At 56.4% G+C, this 559-nt stretch carries 1 pseudogene; it reads right to left on the minus strand.

What is annotated here, in order from left to right:
• Window positions 1-226: pseudogene (locus HV796_RS45330) on the minus strand (integrase); the annotation flags it as partial.
• Window positions 227-559: the final 333 nt, after the last annotated feature.

The following is a 559-nucleotide window of genomic DNA, read 5'->3' on the forward strand; positions in this document are numbered from 1 at the left end:
GAAAGTCGCGAATGAAGGGGCCGTAGACGAGCAGAGAGTTCTTCGCGAGTCCACGATCCTGCCTCAGATGGTCCAGGTATCGGCGATAAATGCGCGCAATCTCGGACTGGCCGCCCAACGTCGGCGAACACACAACGGCTTCCGCGCGCAGATAGGAAAGAAACTGCCGTAAGGTGGGACGCGCACGCTGGACGCGGTCTTGTGAAGCGTCGATCATGCGATTCATAAAACGAGCCGTGACAGACTCATCGAGATCGATCAGGTCAATGTTCCTGTTCTTCATCCACCCGGAGAACGCGCACAGGACTCTTCGTTTCTTGCGAAGCGATACCTCGGAATAGTGTGCCGTCCGTAGACGATCAAGAAATGCATCGATGTGATGGGCCGGCAGCCCGCCGGATTCACTGACTGTGCGTGTTGCATTCACCTGATCTCTCCTGGCCAGCGCGTTAGCCAGCCTGAGAAATCATATGTTTATGCCGACGCAGCGATCATGAAAGGACATACCCACCGCCACGCGCATGCATGACGCGGCATAATCGGGGAGTCGGCATAACGT

Source organism: Paraburkholderia humisilvae, from assembly GCF_902859855.1.
Lineage (GTDB): Bacteria > Pseudomonadota > Gammaproteobacteria > Burkholderiales > Burkholderiaceae > Paraburkholderia > Paraburkholderia humisilvae.